Genomic DNA, 18,947 nt, shown 5'->3' on the forward strand with positions numbered 1-18,947 from the left:
ATGCCGAAAAATTAAGACTATTAACGCAAAAGGCAAATGAATTGGGATGCTAAAGCTTGAAGTATAGGATCTACCTATACTAATCATCCATTCCAGATGAGCCCATACTAGCAGTATATTATATAACAAACAGCAATCTTCTCTCTCACTCTCCATTGAATCACAAAAAAGCCCTGCATAAGAGCGAGGGCACTGAAAAACCCAAGGTTTTTCAAAGACGGTAAAAAGCAACATTAAAAAAGACGACTTTAAAATTTCTAAATGTGAATTTTAAGTCGTCTTTTTATATTCAAAGGGGCTATTTCGCCACTATTCTTCATCGATTAGTTTCAATATTCTTTTTAGATTGACCGTAAATATTGCCATTGCACCTTGTAATTCCATACCAATTAGACCCGAGGATTTTGCCACATCATACCCGTGTCTGTGTTTTAATGCGCCATTTAGCTACTAATTTTATTTCATTCTCACTAGCATATTGGATATTTCCCTTTTCAGAGTAAGCAGCATCACCGATTATAGTTTCAATCTGCATCCCCGCTTTAATACTTTTTTCAATCAGTGTTTCTAATTGTTTTCCATCATTTTTTTCACCGGTGGTAACTGTTGCGGCAGTAATAATCCTTTCTTCACTCATGGCAATTTGAGTTTTATAACCAAAACTCTCATGGTTTTTTAGCCGCAACCCTGACATGAAAATCAGGTTTAGCGGCTCTTCTTTTCACCTACACTGGTAGTAACTCAGAGGTTGACGAATACGTGGTTTTTTAAGGTGGCTTGACCCTGGAACCAAAACTGTTTGGAAAGACGTGGAGCACAGCCCTTTGTTAACATCCCTTCGGGATGATTACGGACAGAAAAATATCATTCGTTCCGTCTCTCCAACAACCTCTGAAATTTTCTAATAGGAGTAAAATAGATGGAAGCCATTGTTACTCATTGTGCAGGCTTAGATGTTCACCAAAAAAACATTGTGGTAGCTGTCATGGCTGGAAAAGAAGATGAAACCCCAGAAACGGAAGTCCGTTCTTTTCCTACAATGACAAGAAATCTTTATGAGATGCTTCGTTGGCTTGAAGAAAAAGGCGTGACGCATATCGCTATGGAAAGCACAGGTATCTATTGGAAACCAGTGTATAACATCCTTGAAGGATACTTCGATATTACACTCGCGAATGCACAGCGTATCAAAAATGTTCCCGGTCGCAAGACCGATGTCTCCGATGCCGAATGGATTGCGAAATTGTTACGTCATGGCTTAATCGAAAAAAGCTTTGTTCCTTCGGCCGATATCCGTGAACTGCGCGACTTAACAAGACTTCGCAAAAAATGGATCGGTAACCTGACAGCGGAGAAAAATAGGATTCAAAAAGTATTAGAGACTTCCAATATTAAATTGTCCAATGTGATCTCTGACATTTTCGGTGTTTCAGGTCGCAATCTTTTAGCCTGACTGGTTGAACAGGGATTTCTCGAATTACAGGAGATCGAATCTTGTGTAAAGGGCCAGGTAAAGAAGAAAGTGGACGCGATCTCCGACTCCTTGTTTGGAACCATTGATACCCATCAAATGTTTATGATTCGCCATTCATGGAACCACATTGAATTCCTTGAGGAATCCATTCGTCAGCTTGATGTAGAAATCGATAAACACCTTGAACCTTACCGTAAAGAAGTAGAAATTATCCAAAGTCTTCCGGGTGTGAACAAAATTACTGCTGCTTGCGTTATTGCCGAAGTCGGAGTAGATATGAATCAGTTTCCTACCGCACATCACTTAGCTTCCTGGGCAGGAGTGGCGCCTGGAAACCATGAGAGTGCGGGTAAAAAAAAGCACACGGACCACAAAAGGGAACCCGCATATAAAGGCGGCTCACTGCGAATCTGCTTGGGCGGCTTCAAAGACAAGGAACACACAGTTTTCTGCAATGTTTTGGCGATTGGCTTCCAAACGTGGGAAGAAAAAAGCTCTAGTTGCATTAGCTCATAAGATGTTGCGGATTCTTTATTTCATGCTTTCTAATCAAGCATTGTACATGGAGATGTTACCCACGGCATAACGGATCATCTTTTCCAAAAAAGATAGTGATTAATCAAGGGAATTTAAAAAAGATCACCCTTAGTTTCGCATTGTCTTCTTTCAAAATGTGTATGTGCAATCATACTTTATCACTTCGTGATTTTCACAGAAAAATGATATGAAAGATGCCCGTGTCATTGCACAACTTATGAAAGATGGTCGTTACTCTGAACCCCAGATTCCGCAAGGAATCTATGCCGAACTTCGTGTCGGAATGAACATACGAGAACAGCTATCTAAAGACCTATTGCAAGTTAAAGGGCGAATTCACAACTGGCTAGATCGCTATTTCCCTGAGTTTTTAACAGTCTTTAAAGATTGGGAGGGAAAAACGCGCAATCTACACTTCGTCATTTTCCTTTACCAGAGGATATTGTACAGCGAGATGCAGAAGGTATTGTCCAAGTGTGGAGAGTTGAGGTTAAACGTGCTGTTGGGATAAAAAAGCCTCTCAGCTTATTGAAGTGGCTCAGAAGTCTATCGGGCTTCAGTCCGGAGTAAGAATGGCCAGACAAGGACTCCAAGCTCTGTAGCCAACACAAGTTGCTTTGTGAACAGCTTGAAGCGTGTATGGAACAAATCGAGTGTCTGATTCAAGAGATTCCTGGATCCGCTCAGATGATGACGATCCCTGGTGTAGGACTGGTTACAGGGGCAGGCTTCCTTGCGGAAGTCGGGGATCTTATGGGTTACTCTCACCCTCGTCAGATTCAAAAATTAGCTGGCTTTAATTTAAAAGAAAACAGTTCAGGCAAGCATAAAGGCAGAACCCGTATTACGAAAAAAGGTCGTCCGAAACTGCGTGCCCTCCTGTTTAAATGTGTGATGCCACTTGTCGCTAAAAACCAGCAGTTTAAAGCCCTACACCATGAGTTTACTACCCGAGCTGTGAACCCGCTTCGTAAGAAGCAGTCGCTTATTGCTTTATGTTGTAAATTGATTCGTATTTTCTTTGCATTAGGGCGCAAACAACAGCCATATGACGCTACGCTTGTGAGTAATCCATCTCAACATGCACTTAAAATAAACGTTGCGTAATCTATTTTTTCTTGAACATACTTAGTTTTTCTCATTCATCATTGTAAAAAAGTAAGTACGGAGAAGCTGAACGTTATTTTTTACCATTCGGGCATTTGACCCTGCAAAGGAGCTTTTTCAGCCTCCACCCCACGGATAGGTAGAACGAAGGAATGTAAGGGCCGTAAGGACCCCGTGAGACATGGGAGGGTACACCACCTGGGCTATTGTGGAGATCCATTGTGCTACCATAATTTTCATTTTTTATAAGAAAATTCGATCACCCCGTTTTTGCCCTTTTCTTCTATCCATATAAAACCACTTCTTATTATTTTTGGTTTTATAACGTTTGCTGACTTGCAAGAAATACTGAGAAAATAAGAGTATTCAAGAGAAAAACTTATTTTATAGAGGGAGGATAAAAAGGACCAGAATGATCGTAAATTCCCCTCGCTCACAACCAAAACCCATATCATGACCTACTATGTTTAATTACACTTTCATAGTACGCAGAAGCACTAGGGACAAGTGCTGGGCTATCGCCTTTTTCTGGGTGCATGTCTCGGCTATGTAAACGTGGATATCAGGTTAAAGATAACGTCAGAAAGCCCACCTGAACGGAGTGGGCTTTCTTAACTCCTAGTTATTGCAATTAGTTTTCACATGCACACACAATAATTACTAAGAGAATAAACAGAACCAGGATAAACGAAAATTCTGCTTCACGAAAGAATCCCATAGTATGACCTCCCATAGATAATTGATTGAACTACAATTCATACTATGTAGATACAACGGGCGAGATTGGACGAATGCCTGTACTTTGTAAAATTGGGGAGAAACCTAAAATGGACATACCACTAAAACAAAAAAACCTCGTAAAAAGAGGTTTTTTGTGAGAGGCATGAGTTTTTTGTGGCGGCATGAGTTTTCGGGGAGATTCTGGTTCTCTTTATCCTGCTTGTAGGATAATAACAAGCTATGTAGAAGGGTATAAGCAAGTGTTAAGACACTTCCCCATTTTTTAGTAAATTTATTGTTTGCGGCCCATACCTTTCTCTTATGTAAAAATCCGATCTAACAGTGACTCAGATCGGATTTTATTAGACCTAGGTACGGGATTCATAAACAATTGCAAAAGGGTTTCAACTCTCCCTGAAGTCTTTTTGCTGTTGTTTATCTAATCCTGAACCAATGTGATGCAGGGAATCTACCGGTATAGTAAACTTTATCCAATCGAGAGGGGTTCAAAACATGTACAGTAAGATCCTCATCTTCCATGGTTCCAACTCATGGAAGATCAGCCCAGCGGCCTGAAAGTCTTCCAAATTGAGCATTGAAACGTCCATAAAAAGCATTTGCTGGCCCTGTAGGACTCAGAGCAGCCCACCAAATTTCGTCTCCAGCTTGTCTTATATAATATATTCCACTATCGTCACCTCTCCAGTTTTTTAATGTATCCCATTACAAATCATCACACTATACCATTCCTCTTATTTTTTCTCGACGATTCCACAGTTGACGTTCGTTTATGAGTCTATTACACCAGGCTTTATCCTTTATAGAAAGAGATAAATCGATTAGGGTTGGTAGGTCATCTGGATGCATTAAGATACTTGATTTTAAAATTATGTTTTTACTGACTTTAATTTCTCCATAATTAATCGGAATTGTAACAAATATCGTTGCTTTTTTATCATATATTTCTGTTATAAAGCCTGTTATCTTATTTGTATTATGAACTGTATAGACCCAATTGTAGCCGTCAAGTACATTTGGGTCTTACGCTTTTTTGGGGAATTTATCTCCACCTATTCTTGCAGAAAGTAAATTTGTTTTTTCAATAAACAATTATAGTTACCACTGAAAAAGCACTCTATTTTTCAATACTTGAAAACCAGCTCTTCCATACATCATCCTTTTGATCATTTTCAAGCGATTGATATGCCCCTCAACTACCCCGTTGCTCCAAGGTTCCTGAATACTCAAAGAGATTGCGTTCTCATCTTGTTTTAACCCATTTATAAATGACTGAATATAAGATGAATCGTAATCTGCATATTTTTTTATCCATTGGCACAAGCCATCCGTTTTTCTCTTTCTAAAAAGATCTCGAAATGATCCTACAAGTTCATCGAGCTTCAGTATACCGGAAAAGGTATCTAACAATTGAGGGTGTAAATTTTTAAAGCACCTTACATGATTCTCATTTTTAAAATCCCAGATTACCTTTATGATTTTTTGACGAAGAAACAGGGTTTTTGTTCGACTCGTTTCGTTGCGTCGCCTTTCTTCAGCTATGATTGTATTCAATGTAGATCTTGAGCCTTGATACCCATCACAACGGCAAGCTTTTTCAATTTATTCAACCGTCTGATTTTTCTGGATTAAAGACTGAATGAACGGACGAAAATGATCAAAAGGAGAAGAGCGTTTATGGTTAGGCTTCTGCTTCACTTTCAAGTCTGCATATACTGTGCCGCGAGAAATATTTAGATGGTTAACAATCGCTGTAATCTTGTAGCCTTGTTCTTTTAAAGAGTGGACCTTTTGGATACGTGTCCATCTCTTCTGTTCATTCTCCTCGCGGATTCGTTCGTTTTTTCGAAATGAATGATTCAATGTCTCCTTGGGAGTTGGTAAGGAATCAGACAAAATGGTTGTCCATCTTTCAGGAACAATAGCGAAGATCTCCTTTTTCACAGCATCAAAAAGTTGATGAAGAATATGCCAACGGTCTCCCACCTGTAACATGTGGGGTGAGGCATTCGAAGCAGCTTTAGCATAGGTTTTAGAGCCGTCCCGGCTTATCAGTTTAATCTCAGGATGCTTCTTCAACCATTTTGTTACCTCCGGCTGAGTGCGTGTCGGAATCAGATCTAAAGGTGTCTTAGTCTGTAAATCTATAAATATAGTTCCATAAGATTCTCTTTTTTTAAAAGCAAAATCATCAATGCCTACGAAAGGGAGACAGTGACGGTACCGATTCATTCGTTTCACTCTTTACATGCCTCAGAAGAGTGTCATGGCTGACAGGAATGTGAAGCGCGTGGCATACTTTTTCAGCTGTTAGACAATTGGTAGAAAAAGCAATCTTTCTTATTACTCCTTCTAGCCGTTTTGTTTTTCTTTTGTAAGGCTTAATCCAGGATAAACGTTCTGTAAACACTTTAACCGGACAATCCGGATAATCACAGAACCATTTATGGACAATGAGTTGAAAATGAATATGGCGATCGGAGATCGGCAAATCATCAATATGACGGGTATAGCGACTATGCGCCCGATTTGAAGAAGAACCACAGGTTGGGCAGCTTGCCGAAGTAGAGTTGACCTCAAGCACAAAGAATAATTCGTTCTCCGTTAGACTTTCATTTAAGATTTTAACCGTATCCTCAAATCTGATAATATCTTCCTCTATTGATGAAAACATACGGAGTCACCGCCTTCGAAGGATTTACAAATACTTTACCCGCAAATCTTTAAATAACACCTTCACCAAATGAGCGTAAGACCCGTACATTTGAACAGTTTTCGCTAAATAACTTTGAACACTTTTATCGGTTGCTAAATATCGTTTGTCGATGCTTAATGCGATAGCTTTCACCATGCAAATGAATCACTTCACTCTTGTGAACGAGGCGGTCTAGATGGCCGTTGCGATAGCAGGATCCCCAAGCAGTTCCCCCCAGTCCTCCGGCCCTTTATTAGACGTAATGACAAGAGAGGTTTGCTCGTACATTTTATTCATAAGCTGAAAAAATAGATTCCCTTCGTTTCGATCCATGGCCATAAACATCACATCATCAATTATGACTAAATCAGAGGATACTATTCTTTTAATACGGCTCTGGCTCCTTCGACTAATTTCCTGTGTTTTTAACAGGTGAATCAGAAGGCTCATATTGAGCACCTGTATATTATTATCGATGGCCCATTCAATTCCCCTAATAATATCGCTGATACGTCCGGTTCCGTTCCGGTCCATTACTTTAATGCCATATAAATGCACACCCGGGGAAACGCCGTACAAGTTACCGGATTTTCTAGCGGCTATAATACCGGATACATGGGTACCATGGCCATTGTCATCCTCAATGTTTCTGTTATCCGAAATGATATTATATCCACCTGCGATTTCACTACGCAAGGCGGGGTGGGAACGGGCAATGCCGGTGTCTAATACACCTACACGGATGCCTCTACCTCTGGATTTATGCCAAACATCTGGTTCATGAATGGCCTGAATATTCCAGGGCACATTGGAAGCTGTTTGCACAGAGGGAATTGCCCTGTGTACGCTGATTTGTATATCCTCCTCAATACGGGAAAAGCCGGATGATTAGACAACAATTGAACATTTCCGATAGTGGCGACAATAAAAGGGAAATGTTTGTGGCAGTGTAAAATCTGAACGCCGCGACGGTTCATACATGCTTCACGCGCCAGCTTCATATCTGTTTTTACATGAATTAAATATCGTTTCACCATAAATCAACCCCCTTCTAAGGTTTATGTTTCCAGTATATGAAAAGTTAACTGAAAGGAGATTTAATACAACCAGGAAGATACCTAAATTTGCACCTTATTCAAAAAAGATAATAATCTAGCTGTAAAAGGATGAAATGTTCTCCTATCAAAATGCCAAACGAATTAACCAATGAGAAAAGCTGCAAGGTTTTATTAGGACAGTTTGTTTCAGAATATATACGATAACCTCGTTCCATATTAAAATTTTCAACAGTAAAATATACTATCTTCATGAAAGGAGAGAACAGTAAGTGGATACAAATGAAGTTATTTGATTATTCAGTAATTTAATAAACGTTGTTTAGAAAATGCCAAATGAATGAGATTAAGTACAACAGAAGATTAAATGAGTAAAAGGTGATGATGATGCATCCTCTATCGCCATTTCGTTACATGGCCATAGGAGACTCTATTACAGCAGGGGCTGGCGCTTTTTATATCTATGGATATGCGCACCAGTATCGAAATTTTTTACAAAAAGATCTGAAAACACGTGTGATTTTTCATAATTTTGGAAAGTCAGGCTGGACGAGTCAAGAATTGTTACAAGCACTCAGAAATGACCCTGCCTTTTTCAAAGCCATACAAACGGCAGATATCATCACATGCTCCATAGGTGGAAACGATTTACTTCAGGTAGGTCGTGTTTACGAAAAAGGACAAATGAAAAAAGCAGGAAAAATTGCACTTCAAAATTTTCAGCGAAATTTTTTCCATCGACCAAAGCATTAAAAATATATCCAATACACCTTATAGCATCCGCTATATCGAAATCTATAACCCTCTGCCGTTCCCTCTAGCTCGGCAGTTGGTGAAAAATTTAAATCAAATTCTCCATAAAGCAGCCGACTCCCATACAAAGATAGTCCCTGTGTATACTGCCTTTTTACATCATGAAAATAAACTGTTATTTATCGATGGGGTACATCCCACAACTATAATGGACATCGATTAATAGCAGAAACCATTAGAAACTTAGATTATAAACCCTAACGCTTCTGCTCCGTGCACGTAATATCATCCATCCCTTATTTAAAGAGGAAGTGGATATGGCTTCCGGTATTAACAACAGCAAATTTATTATCATCCTCGTACTCTTCCCCTTTACTAACCTGCTTTTGTTATGTTAATGGATATAAATCCAAAAATGAGTCTACTGAGCACTTGTCCACAACAAAGATAAAAGGCAATCATAGTATGTATGGCAACTACATTTTAAGTAGTAAAAACCAATTGCCCCATTTTTTTCGATAATCAAATAATTGTCTATCCTTCTCTTCATCGCATGAAGTGTAGTTCATTCCATTGAACATGGGAGGTGGTAGTATGTTCTTTACAAGCATTCGCTTCATTCTTGTTATTTTTGTTCTACTCGTAATAATTTCTGAAGGTTGCGAAAGACGTTGTGACCCATAATGCGTAAATCTCACAGATGCCATCTCTGAAAACCCATAGACCTCCCTCCTAAAGAAAAGGCCGTTCTATTTGAGCGGCCTTTTGCTTTACCAAGTGAACCTATTGTGTTTAACCGGTTATTTGGCTAGTGACTTTCAGAATATATGCGATAACCTCGTTTCATATCAAAATAATTAACAATAAAATGTAGTATCTTACAGGAAAGGGGAGAATAGCCGAATGGATATAAATACGATTATTCAAATTGTTAAGGAAATACCACTAGACAAATTGAACGATGAAAAAACAATTAAGAAAGCTATACAAGCTGCTGGAAAAGCAAATGGAAAAACTTTTTCAGATGCTGAACTTAACAAATACGTTCAGCAATTTAAAGGTTTTTCTAGCGGCGGATCGCCGCTTTCATTGATAGCTAAGCTATTACAAAGCGGGATTACCATGGGCCAAGTGGATGAAATTAAGAAAAAAATGGGACCTAAATAATCTTCCGAAGAAAACGAACATTTCAAAGTCAGGCAATGATGATGCATCCTCTATTGCCCTATCGAGCGGAGCCTAGAACCCTAACTGTTTTCTGCAAGCGAAAAAACAGAGTTTGCAAGAACGAGTACAAAGTATTGCAATTGAGATGGAGCCTCCACGGGCATGATGAATGAGCCAAAACGTCAGCTATATCAAGGGCTGGCTCACCAACTAAGACTATCATGCCCCCCACTCCATATAAAGTTGCTACAGAGCAATTTTTTTGCAAGTCTATGTATCTTCATATTGCAGAAAACACCCTAACATTTATTCAATCCCGTTTAATCATACATCCCTTATGTAAAAGGGAGGGAGATTTCATGACTTCCGATATTAACAACAGCGAATTTATTATCATCCTCGTGCTCTTCACCCTACTCGCTATCCTGCTTTTGCTATGTTATCGGATATAAATCCAAAAATGAGTCTACTGAGCACTTGTCCACGACAAAGATAAAAGGCAATCATAGTATGTATGGTAACTACATTTTAAGTAACAAAAACCAATTGCTCCATTTCTCGATAATCCAATACTCGTCTATTGTTAATGACGTGGTATATCGTCCCGAAGGTGACGACGTTAGTTGTCCGCAAATTGACGAAACGATTGTCCAAGTGGGATTTGAAAAAAGGGAGAATCATGATAATTCTCCCTCAATCACCCGTTTGACCATGTGATCGTCAATAATTCGATTTCCGTTCTGTGCTCCATAAAGTAAACAGTGCGTACATACCTTGTTGATGAGCCTTGCGGCCCCTCCTGAATAGCGGTGGATTTCATCTAATGCACCGTCAGAAAAGATTTGTTGGTCTACCCCTGCGCATATTCAAGATGCCGTGCCACATACTCACCAACCTGTGCACGATCGTAATGCCCCAGTCTGCATTGAAGGTCGATTCTCTGGTGTATAGCCGCAAATGATTGAAGACGCAGGCGATCCCACAATTCGCTCTGACCTACAAGAACGAGGGCCATCGGACTTTGGGCATCCATTTTGAAGTTGAGTAAGAACCTTACTTCCTCAAGCATCTCACGATCCAAAAGGTGAGCCTCATCAACAACTACGACTGGCTGAATATCATGAATTCCCCTCATCAGCTCAATCTCCCGATGCAGTTGCCGTTTAGCATCCCCTCTATAAAACTTCGCTTCAGAGCCCAACTGTTCCAACATTCCCTTATAAAAATGACGAGGGGTTAATTTAGAATCGGACAAATAGAGCACTTGAAATTTCCCACGATCCAGCCGATCTGCAAACCTTCGAATCGTGGTGGTTTTTCCTGTACCGCAATCGCCAGTCAATACAGCAAATAACTGGCGTTCCGCAGCATACTTAAGCCTACCTAAAATTTCCCGCATCGGAGGCGAATCATACAGCTTTTCCGTAGGGACATCCCTTGAAAAAGGGGTATGTTCCATTCCGTAAAATGTTTCAAACATCCTGGTCATCCTCCTTCCATATTGCACGGAAGGCAACGGCAGGCGCCTGTTCCATGTGACACTCTTGGTGTTTCTGTTCCGCTGCTTTTAATAACCGTGACGAATCCGCTGCTTGTCTTTGAAGAACAGGTGGCAATGCAGGCCGTTTACCAGCCCTTTCACCAATGGCTAGCTTCCGCGCTTTCCAAGGGGAATGCCCCTAAAACTCAATGGTAAGTTGCTCTAGATCCGAAGGATCGTATACGACGTGCACTTGACGGCCAATAAATGGCAGTCCAACTTCATATTTTTGGTCCATAAAGCTGATGCATCCGGATTTATCTACCTTCCGTGTCTCACAATGCAGGAAAGCATTTGCCAATTCATCCGGATTAATAAAACGAAGAGCTTTTCTGTCACTTCGGAATGCGGATTCCGGACTTGTTTTTTCACCAAGCGCGGAATGAGGCTTTCCTTGGTAACATTCGGCGAGCCATACTTGGAAGAGTTCATTCAACCGATCCAATGTAGTTGGCTTCTCGAGTGCCGCTTCGCCCAGGAAAGAATCTACGATTCTATTAAATCGTTCAACTTTACCCTTTTTATGCGAAGCTTCACATAAAAAAGGTTATGTAAAGCTGGCCGTTATGTAAAATTGAAGCCGAAAACTCGCGTCGTTAGTAGATATATACCCCAATTTACTTTACATAATTTTTTCTTCATGGAGACTAAACAAACGATGAAAATATTTCGAACCAGCCTTTTCCAACGTGAAATGCACTTTATTTCCGTCCTTTATATGCCATGTCAATTATAGATCAAGAAATATTATGTAAAGTCAATGAACTGTAAATGCCCTAAAAACCCATGGGTTGTAGCCGTTACTTTGCATAATGTATAGCTTTCCATAACCCTTTGACTCCGGTGAGTACGGTTTGGCATGAATGAGTTTTGTTCCGAGTTTGGCACATATAATCTTAAATTGCTTGGCACTGTATACAGACCCATTATCGCAATAGAAGATGTGGGGAACACCATGTTTAAGTACAGCTTTTTGCATACATCTTTCAAGCCTGGGAGAACGCTCTTCAAAAAAGAACTCAGCATGCATAATACGACGACTATGGTCATCAAGGATCGCAATTAAGTAAGCCTTCTTCCGTTTGGACGGATTATCCGGGTCAGGAAGATGTAAAGTATGTTGCGTATCTGCTTGCCAGCAATCATTTGGCGCATCATGTTCAAACATACGAAATTCTTTTGTAACCCTCGATGCATGTCTCGTTTGTTCCAGCCATGCTCTTGAAAATAACGACACAGGGTACGGGATTTTAACACACCGCGTTCTATAACCTCCTCTAATTCAAGAATTCGGATGATTTGATCAACGCTGCGACTGGGCAATTCTTTTCTGAGTTCGAGAGCTCGTTGTAGAATGGTCGGCTCGAGATGATGCAAGCTTCCTCTCTTTTCCCTAATCTGAGGCTTTAGTGCATCAAATCCCCCACTTTCATAAGCCTGAAGATATCGCTCTAGCGAGCGGATACTAATTTTTGTTTTTTCGCTACATGGAATGGTGTACGTTTGGCCAGCGATTTCCCGCAAAAGGGCATACCTTTCCCCTGGAGCCAGTCTCCTTTGCACCACCGGTGCAATTAAACCAAAGCGAAAAGCAGCAATCTCATTTCGAAGATTGTCATCCATCTCTTTTACTCCTCCTCTATATGCAAAATAAAGCTATGACTAGTTTCTCATACAGAAAAAAGGGGAAGAGAGTGACATATTTTGTTGATACATAATTTGGATATATAGTCATATCGCGTCTGTTCGCCAACCAATCCTATAGGCTAAACCCTTACCACATTTCCAAATATGGCAGGCGGAGATTCAATTTGGAAAAAAGGGTACCCATTCGGGGGAGGTTACCTGCCTGGTTGAAGAATAGAGAGAGAAGCAGTCGTTGCTCCTGTTTGCTATTCATCCCCTCTCGATAGAGAGGAAGTAATCCCTCTCCCTCCTCATATCTAGCCGCAACTATGGCTCTTTGTCTATGCATCCAATTGTGAACTTTCGCCTTTATTTTTGCTTGCCAACGATAGAGTGTCCGTAAAGATACAATCGATACGTTTTCCGTTGTTAAGCGCACCGGAAGGTGCGCAATAGGTACACCCTCTCGTACCCATAGCCCCATGTATTCTCGTATGTGATTGGCGAATCGTTCATACGGAATGATGAAAGAAGGCAGCAAAGCGTACACCTTCTTACAGTGCCGACATCGTCTTCTCAGAACTGGAATCTCATACACCTTTGTTTTACAGATCACATTCCGCTTGTATCCTGTATGTTTTCTCATCCGATCTCCGCAACAGGGACAAACCACTTCTATCTCATACCTGTAAATATTTCGAATATACTTCTTGATACTATACGCGCATTCTAGTAAAATAATCATTAGTTAGTGAGAGTCATTCGCGATAACCTGGCAGGGTGGAGGCAAATGGCTCTTTCCTTTTACTTTCCTTCTTCTACGGCAAAATAACTGGCGAATTCTCGCTCTTTCTCGACAAATAACCTGACTGCGGACATTTACAAGCCTTACATCTTTTACTCCCGTAGAACACAACTAATTCCACCTCACTATTCATTATATAATTGGACAAAAAGCCGTCTGCTGGTTGTGTTGGAGCTTGACTTTCCAACACACTTAATGTCAAGAGAACAAATTGAAAACTACTCTTTTTTGTCTAGGCGGAACGATTTAATGGAAATTTTTTCTCGCACTATCTCTGATATCTCCTTATTATGCTATTCAAATTTTAAACTTATTGCGTTATCTTTTTCTAAATTCAAATCAAAAAAAGCCATGGATTTAGAACCATCCATGGCCAATAAGAAATAACAGCAACCGCTAAATGAAGAAAAAGAATGGAAATAACCACCGACGAAATCGTCTAAAACGTCTGAAACGTCTGAATGGACCTCTAAAGAACTCTTCCCCTTGAACATCTTCTGCTTTAACATTTACGTTCTTCTCAACGAGTTGAGCAGAAGGATCGGTAACCGTATAAAGGTCTGGAAGTAACACTGTAACCCCTTTACTACCCACGCTTTCAATTTTTCCATAGAAGCCACCGGACTTTGTATGAATCATTGTCCATTTCCCTATATTTTTAGTCATCTCTTGTCGAACATTGGCCATCTGAAATTCCTCCTTTCTTCATCAATTACTATAAACTATGGAGATTGAAAATTACTTGTCCTAGTTGATGGCCTGTTTTACGTTAAAGGAAGGAATACAATTTATAGCATAAAGGGGTCCTCTCCATTTTCTTTTATTCCTGTTCGTTATTATTTCATAGGCGTTCAATTAATTGATAAGCGAGGATAATAACCTACACATAAAAAATCACAGCACATATTCTGTATTATTAACTATAAATAGAGAGGAGTTGTACGATGAGGTCAAAATCTCCAATCAAACCAGAATGATAAAAATTTTTCAAATACGGAAACCGCACGCAACGAACAACTGGAAAATGAAATGAGGATCCAGATGAAACTATTGGGATACCACCGCAAAGATATAAGGCTTACAATCTCGAACGACTCTTTATCAATTATGGGTACCTATAATTCGGAAAACATCGTAAAAAATATCGAATTACCAGCAAATGCGAATATAGAAAAGACGAGAGCACACTACCGCGATAACGTGCTAACTGTTACAACTCCGCTGAGAGGTCCCGAAGAGATGAAAACACATATTTGGGAGCCTCGTAACATTCCAATTGAATGAGCATAAAAAACGGAGTGCTCGCAACCAATGTCTTAACTAAAGAACTAAATACAGTGATGTGGAGTAAAAAAAACGCTATGGAATTATTTCATAGCGTTTTTTTACAGGTATAAATTTTTAAAAGTGATGCTTTTCGCAAGCTTGCTTCTACATATAAAAGACCAACAGAAGAATAAAAATTCATTCCCCTTCTTCACTATATACGACGTTTGTCCATATTTTCAACATATGAGAGTAAATTTGGCTACTCGGGTTCTAACTTGGATATTACTTTCAACAATTATTTCAAGAGAGAAAGATCAAGAACACCATGGCCATACTCACGTCGCGGGCCAAGTCGTTTACTTAGTTGCACCAAAGACCCCTGAGCTCTTGCGCCGTTCCTATTGCTATTCAGGCCAAGTAGGAGTGCCGCACCGCCGCTCACATGAGGAGCTGCCATTGATGTACCACTCAACTCCTTATACCCTCCACCTTTCCAGGCACTTTTTATCGCCACCCCAGGCGCCATCATATCAATTCGACTTCCCGTACTGGAAAAGGATGCCCGCTTCATCTCACGGTCAACCGCTCCTACCGAGATAACCGAGGGAAAACGAGCCGGGTAGTCGATACTACCACCGCGTTCACCGTTGTTTCCTGCTGAAGCGACTAGGACCATTCCTTTTTGATGCGCTCTCCGTGTTGCGTACTCTAAAGCGGTGGTATGATTACTGCTTCCAAGGCTCATATTAAGCACCTGTATATTATTATCAATGGCCCACTCAATTCCCCTAATGATATCGCTGATGCGTCCGCTTCCGTTCCTGTCCATTACTTTAATGCCATATAAATCCACACCCGGGGAAACGCCGTACAAGCTACCGGATTTTCTAGCGGCTATGATTCCGGATACATGGGTGCCATGTCCATTGTCATCCTCAAAGTTTCCGTTATCCGAAATGATATTATATCCACCTGCGATTTGACTACGAAAAGCGGGGTGAGAACGGGCAATGCCGGTGTCTAATACACCTACTCGGATGCCTTTACCTGTCGATTTATCCCAAACATCTGGTGCATGAACGGCCTGAATATTCCAGGGCACATTGGAAGCTAGCTGGTTTTGCACAGTGGGAATTGCCCTGTGTACGCTGATTTGTATATCCTCCTCAATACGGGAAAAAGCCGGATGATTAGACAACAATTGAACATTTTCGATAGTGGCGACAATAAAAGGGAAATGTTTGTGGCAGTGTAAAATCTGAACGCCGCGACGGTTGATACATGCTTCACGCGCTCGCTTCATGTCTGTTTTTACATGAATTAAATATCGTTTCACCATAAATCAAACCCCTTCTCAGTCTATGTTTCCAGTGTATGAAAAGTTAACTGAAAGGAGATTTAATACAACCAGGAAGATACCCAAATTTGCGCCTTATTCAAAAAATGTAAATCTAAAACCAATGAGAAAAGCTGCAAGGTTTTATTAGGCCAGTTTGTTTCAGAATATATACGGTAACCTCGTTCCACAAAAAATTTTCAACAGTAAAATATACTATCTTCATGAAAGGAGAGAACAGTCAATGGATATAAATAAAGTTGTTTAATTATTTGTTATTTTACAAAAAAACTAATTAGAAAATTGAACTAAATGAGTGGGGTTAAGGATAACAGAAGATTAAATGAGTAAAAGGTGATGATGATGCATCCTCTATCGCCCTTTCGTTACACGGCCATAGGAGACTCTATTACAGCAGGGGCCGGAGCTTTTTATATCTATGGGTATGCGCACCAGTATCGTAATCTTATAGAAAAGGATTTAAAGACGCGTGTCACTTTTCGTAATTTAGCAAAGTCAGGCTGGACGAGTCAAGAATTATTACAAGCGCTTAGAAATGACCCTGCCTTTTTCAAAGCCATACAAACGGCAGATATCATCACATGCTCCATAGGTGGAAACGATTTACTTCAGGTAGGTCGTGTTTATGAAAAAGCAAAAATGAAAAAAGCAGGAAAGATTGCACTTCAAAATTTTCAGCGAAATTTTTTATCCATCGACCAAACCATTAAAAACATAAAAAAATCTTCAACACCTTATAGTATCCGCTATATCGAACTCTATAACCCTCTGCCTGAATTTCCTCTAGCTCAGCAGTTGGTGAAAAAGTTAAATCAAATTCTCCATAAAGCAGCCGACTCCCATACAAAGATTGCCCCTGTGTATGCTGCCTTTTTACATCACGAAAATAAACTGTTATTTATCGATGGGTTACATCCCAACTATAATGGGCATCGATTAATAGCAGAAACCATTAGAAAATTAGATGATAAACCCTAACGCTTCTGCTCCGTGCACGCAATATCATCCATCCCTTATTTAAAGAGGAAGAGGATATGGCTTCCGGTATTAACAACAATATATCATCTTCGTGCTCTTCACCCTGCTCGCCTCCTGCTTTTGTTATGTTATCGGATATAAACCCAAAAATGAGTCTACTGAGCACTTGTCCACAACAAAGTTAAAAGGCAAACATAGTATATATGGAAACTACATTTTAAATAGCCAAAGCCAATTGCTCCACTCCATTTTTTCGATAATCCAATATTTGTATATCCTTCTCTTCGTATGAAGTGTAGTTCACTCCATTGAACATGGGAGGTGATAGTATGTTCTTTACAAGCATTCGATTCATTCTTGTTATCTTCGTACTGCTGGTAATTATTACAGAAGGTTGCGAAAACTAATGGGTATAAGTGAGCATGCGTAAGTCTCACAGATGCTATCTCTGAAAACCCGTAGACCTCCCTCCTAGAAAAGGCCGTTCTATTTGAGCGGCCTTTTGCTTTACCAATTGAACCTATTGTGTTTAAGCGTTTTTTAGGCTAGTGACTTTCAGAATATATACGTTAACCTCGTTTCATATCAAAATATTTAACAATTAAATGTAGTATCTTACAGGAAAGGAGAGAATAGCCGAATGGATATAAATACGATTATGAAAATTGTTAAGGAGATTCCAATAGACAAATTGAACGATGAAAAAACAATTAAGAAAGTAATACAAGCTGCCGGAAAAGCGAATGGACAAACGTTTTCAGATGCTGAACTTAACAAATACGTTCAGCAATTTAAAGGTTTTTCTAACGACGGATCGGGTCTTTCATTGATAGCTAAGCTTTTACAAAGCGGGATTACCATGGGCCAAGTAGATGAGATTAAGAAAAAAATGGGACCTAAATAATCTTCCGAACAAAACGAACATTTCAAAGTCAGGCAATGATGATGCATCCTCTAGTGCCCTATCGAGCGGAGCCTAGAAACTTAGTATTAACCCTACCTGTTTTCTGTAAGCGATAAAAACAGAGTTGTGCAAGAACGAGTACAAAGTATTGCAACTTGACATGGAGCCTCCAATGGCATGATGAATGAGCCAAAACCTCAGCTGTATCAAGGGCTGGCTAATCAACTAAAGCTATCATGCCCCTCACTCCATATAAATTTGCTACAGAGTAACTTCTTTCCAATTCTATGTATCTTCGTATTGCAGTAAACACCGTAACATTTATTCAATCCCGTTTAATCATACATCCCTTATGTAAAAGGGAGGGAGATTTCATGACTTCCGGTATTAACAACAGCGAATTTATTATCATCCTCGTGCTCTTTACCTTACTCGCCATCCTGCTTTTGCTATGTTATCGGATATAAATCCAAAAATGAGTCTACTGAGCACTTGTCCACAACAAAGATACCGAGACAGTCATATGATATGGAAACTACATTTTAAATAGCAAAAACCAATTGCTCCATTTTTTTCGATAATCCAATCTTGTCCATCCTTATCGTCATAGCATGAAGTGTAGTTTACTCCTTTAAACAAAGGAGGTGATAGTATTTTTGGGGTATCCGCTTCATTCTTGTGATTTTCGTTCTGCTCGTGATTATTTCTGAAGGTTAGGAAAATTAATTAGTGTAAATAGCACTGCGTAAATCTCACAGATGCTATCTCTGAAAACCCATAGACCTCCCTCCTAAAGAAAAGGCCGTTCAATTTGAACGGTCTTTTGCTTACCAAGTAAATCTGACAGATGCTATCTCCGAAAAGCTCCCTCCTACAGGAAAGGCCGTTCTCTTAGAACAACCTTTTGCTCACCAAGTAAATCTGGCAGATGAATCGGTACTT

14 protein-coding genes and 6 pseudogenes are annotated in these 18,947 nt (G+C 39.9%); 8 read left to right on the top strand and 12 right to left on the bottom strand.

Going from position 1 to position 18,947, the window contains the following annotated elements; all coding sequences use genetic code 11:
• Window positions 1-309 precede the first annotated feature (309 nt).
• Window positions 310-688 (bottom strand): annotated as a pseudogene (locus tag PP175_RS13750) (transposase); the annotation flags it as partial.
• Window positions 689-919: 231 nt separating this feature from the next.
• Between PP175_RS13750 and PP175_RS13755 the strand changes: the two are divergent.
• The 3 genes and pseudogenes from PP175_RS13755 (at window position 920) to PP175_RS13765 (ending at window position 3,118) form a co-directional block, all read left to right on the top strand.
• Window positions 920-2,060: pseudogene (locus tag PP175_RS13755) on the top strand (IS110 family transposase).
• Window positions 2,061-2,189: 129 nt separating this feature from the next.
• Window positions 2,190-2,420: pseudogene (locus PP175_RS13760) on the top strand (IS110 family transposase); the annotation flags it as partial.
• Window positions 2,421-2,650: 230 nt separating this feature from the next.
• Complete coding sequence (locus PP175_RS13765; protein WP_272438919.1) at window positions 2,651-3,118, top strand: transposase; 468 nt, start codon at window positions 2,651-2,653, stop codon at window positions 3,116-3,118.
• A 631-nt stretch (window positions 3,119-3,749) separates the two neighbouring features.
• On the opposite strand, the gene yjcZ is transcribed toward PP175_RS13765, so the two are convergent.
• The 5 genes and pseudogenes from yjcZ to PP175_RS29985 form a co-directional block, all read right to left on the bottom strand.
• Window positions 3,750-3,851 (bottom strand): sporulation protein YjcZ, encoded by a 102-nt coding sequence (gene yjcZ, locus PP175_RS29980; protein ID WP_442870378.1) that lies wholly within the window; start codon window positions 3,849-3,851, stop codon window positions 3,750-3,752.
• A gap of 1,103 nt (window positions 3,852-4,954) precedes the next feature.
• Window positions 4,955-5,410 carry a transposase gene (locus PP175_RS13770; protein WP_272438920.1) on the bottom strand — a complete coding sequence of 152 codons (456 nt, stop codon included), beginning with the start codon at window positions 5,408-5,410 and terminating at the stop codon, window positions 4,955-4,957.
• Between the two features lie 48 nt (window positions 5,411-5,458).
• Window positions 5,459-6,088: a transposase gene (locus PP175_RS13775; protein WP_272438921.1), complete on the bottom strand. Its 630-nt coding sequence runs from the start codon at window positions 6,086-6,088 to the stop codon at window positions 5,459-5,461.
• Window positions 6,048-6,530 carry a transposase family protein gene (locus tag PP175_RS13780; protein ID WP_272438922.1) on the bottom strand — a complete coding sequence of 161 codons (483 nt, stop codon included), beginning with the start codon at window positions 6,528-6,530 and terminating at the stop codon, window positions 6,048-6,050. Before PP175_RS13780 ends, PP175_RS13775 begins: the two co-directional genes overlap by 41 nt.
• A 124-nt stretch (window positions 6,531-6,654) precedes the next feature.
• Window positions 6,655-7,376 (bottom strand): annotated as a pseudogene (locus tag PP175_RS29985) (ATP-binding protein).
• 611 nt (window positions 7,377-7,987) lie between these two features.
• On the opposite strand from PP175_RS29985, the gene PP175_RS13790 reads away from it, so the two are divergent.
• Window positions 7,988-8,359, top strand: coding sequence for an SGNH/GDSL hydrolase family protein (locus PP175_RS13790; RefSeq protein WP_272438923.1), 372 nt, complete (start codon window positions 7,988-7,990; stop codon window positions 8,357-8,359).
• A 903-nt stretch (window positions 8,360-9,262) separates the two neighbouring features.
• A complete protein-coding gene (locus PP175_RS13795; protein WP_272438924.1) occupies window positions 9,263-9,526 on the top strand; it encodes a hypothetical protein in 264 nt (87 codons plus the stop codon).
• An 850-nt stretch (window positions 9,527-10,376) separates the two neighbouring features.
• Here the strand turns inward: PP175_RS13795 and PP175_RS13800 are convergent.
• The 5 genes and pseudogenes from PP175_RS13800 to PP175_RS13825 form a co-directional block, all read right to left on the bottom strand.
• Window positions 10,377-11,006 carry an ExeA family protein gene (locus PP175_RS13800; protein WP_272438925.1) on the bottom strand — a complete coding sequence of 210 codons (630 nt, stop codon included), beginning with the start codon at window positions 11,004-11,006 and terminating at the stop codon, window positions 10,377-10,379.
• Window positions 10,999-11,586 (bottom strand): annotated as a pseudogene (locus tag PP175_RS29990) (Mu transposase C-terminal domain-containing protein); the annotation flags it as partial. The pseudogene PP175_RS29990 and the gene PP175_RS13800, both read right to left, overlap by 8 nt.
• A 309-nt stretch (window positions 11,587-11,895) precedes the next feature.
• Window positions 11,896-12,689 (bottom strand): annotated as a pseudogene (locus tag PP175_RS13815) (DDE-type integrase/transposase/recombinase); the annotation flags it as partial.
• 151 nt (window positions 12,690-12,840) lie between these two features.
• Complete coding sequence (locus PP175_RS13820) at window positions 12,841-13,437, bottom strand: DUF6431 domain-containing protein (RefSeq protein WP_272438928.1); 597 nt, start codon at window positions 13,435-13,437, stop codon at window positions 12,841-12,843.
• 456 nt (window positions 13,438-13,893) lie between these two features.
• Window positions 13,894-14,184 (bottom strand): hypothetical protein, encoded by a 291-nt coding sequence (locus PP175_RS13825; protein WP_272438929.1) that lies wholly within the window; start codon window positions 14,182-14,184, stop codon window positions 13,894-13,896.
• 342 nt (window positions 14,185-14,526) lie between these two features.
• Between PP175_RS13825 and PP175_RS29995 the strand changes: the two genes are divergently transcribed.
• Window positions 14,527-14,781, top strand: coding sequence for an Hsp20 family protein (locus tag PP175_RS29995; protein WP_442870379.1), 255 nt, complete (start codon window positions 14,527-14,529; stop codon window positions 14,779-14,781).
• A gap of 280 nt (window positions 14,782-15,061) precedes the next feature.
• Here the strand turns inward: PP175_RS29995 and PP175_RS13830 are convergent, their stop codons facing one another.
• A complete protein-coding gene (locus PP175_RS13830; protein WP_272438930.1) occupies window positions 15,062-16,105 on the bottom strand; it encodes a S8 family peptidase in 1,044 nt (347 codons plus the stop codon).
• Window positions 16,106-16,459: 354 nt separating this feature from the next.
• Between PP175_RS13830 and PP175_RS13835 the strand changes: the two genes are divergently transcribed.
• Both PP175_RS13835 and PP175_RS13840 read left to right on the top strand, forming a co-directional pair.
• On the top strand, window positions 16,460-17,101 hold the full coding sequence (locus PP175_RS13835) for a GDSL-type esterase/lipase family protein (RefSeq protein WP_272438931.1): 642 nt from the start codon (window positions 16,460-16,462) through the stop codon (window positions 17,099-17,101).
• Window positions 17,102-17,741: 640 nt separating this feature from the next.
• Entirely contained in the window at window positions 17,742-18,005 is a 264-nt protein-coding gene (locus tag PP175_RS13840; RefSeq protein ID WP_272438932.1) for a hypothetical protein, read from the top strand.
• The last annotated feature ends 942 nt before the right edge of the window (window positions 18,006-18,947 follow it).

It is taken from the genome of Aneurinibacillus sp. Ricciae_BoGa-3 (genome assembly GCF_028421645.1).
In the GTDB taxonomy this organism is placed as follows: Bacteria; Bacillota; Bacilli; order Aneurinibacillales; family Aneurinibacillaceae; genus Aneurinibacillus_B.